The 594-nt window shown below is 33.3% G+C and carries 1 protein-coding gene; it reads right to left on the reverse strand.

Going from position 1 to position 594, the window contains the following annotated elements; genetic code table 11:
- Positions 1-137 precede the first annotated feature (137 nt).
- Positions 138-594 (reverse strand): hypothetical protein (locus CDH49_RS15555; RefSeq protein WP_204524841.1); only part of this gene is annotated, 457 nt, incomplete at its 5' end.

Genomic DNA, 594 nt, shown 5'->3' on the forward strand with positions numbered 1-594 from the left:
CAACGTTTATGTATAAGAATAGTTGCGGGTTTGCGTGCGAGGATTTTCCGAAGGAAAATCAGATGTAGCAAATACGCAACTACCTTTGTTTTAGCACTAAACCGCAATTATTTTTATACGGTGTTGTGCATAGTATTTTAATCAAATCCTAATTCCGAATAGTACCATCTTTCGTCCAATTGCACTATTTTATAGGATGCTCCAATAATATTATCATTTCCAAAATTCCGAGGTTTTTTATTGAAATCATAAATTATTCGTTTCTCTGTTTCTATTATACTTCCAGACCTATTCACAAAAATAATCAGACTGTCGTTTTCTTCGACAAATCCAGAATAACTCGGATTTTTCATTCCGCTGTTTTTCACAATTAAATCGATGTCTAAATCTCGAACATCGCCAATTATAAATTCGTCAATTTCGTCTCTGTCATAAGTTCCGTTGTCATATTTGTCAATTTTAGAAGTCAATTCGGTCAGTTCCGTTTTATAATCCAAAACTCTTTTTTCGTCGAACGGATTACACGAAATTAAAACGATTGCTAAAATGACAAGAATGAGGTTTTTCATATTATGCACAACGTGTTCGTGTATG

The organism is Confluentibacter citreus, from assembly GCF_002807055.1.
Taxonomy (GTDB): domain Bacteria; phylum Bacteroidota; class Bacteroidia; order Flavobacteriales; family Flavobacteriaceae; genus Confluentibacter; species Confluentibacter citreus.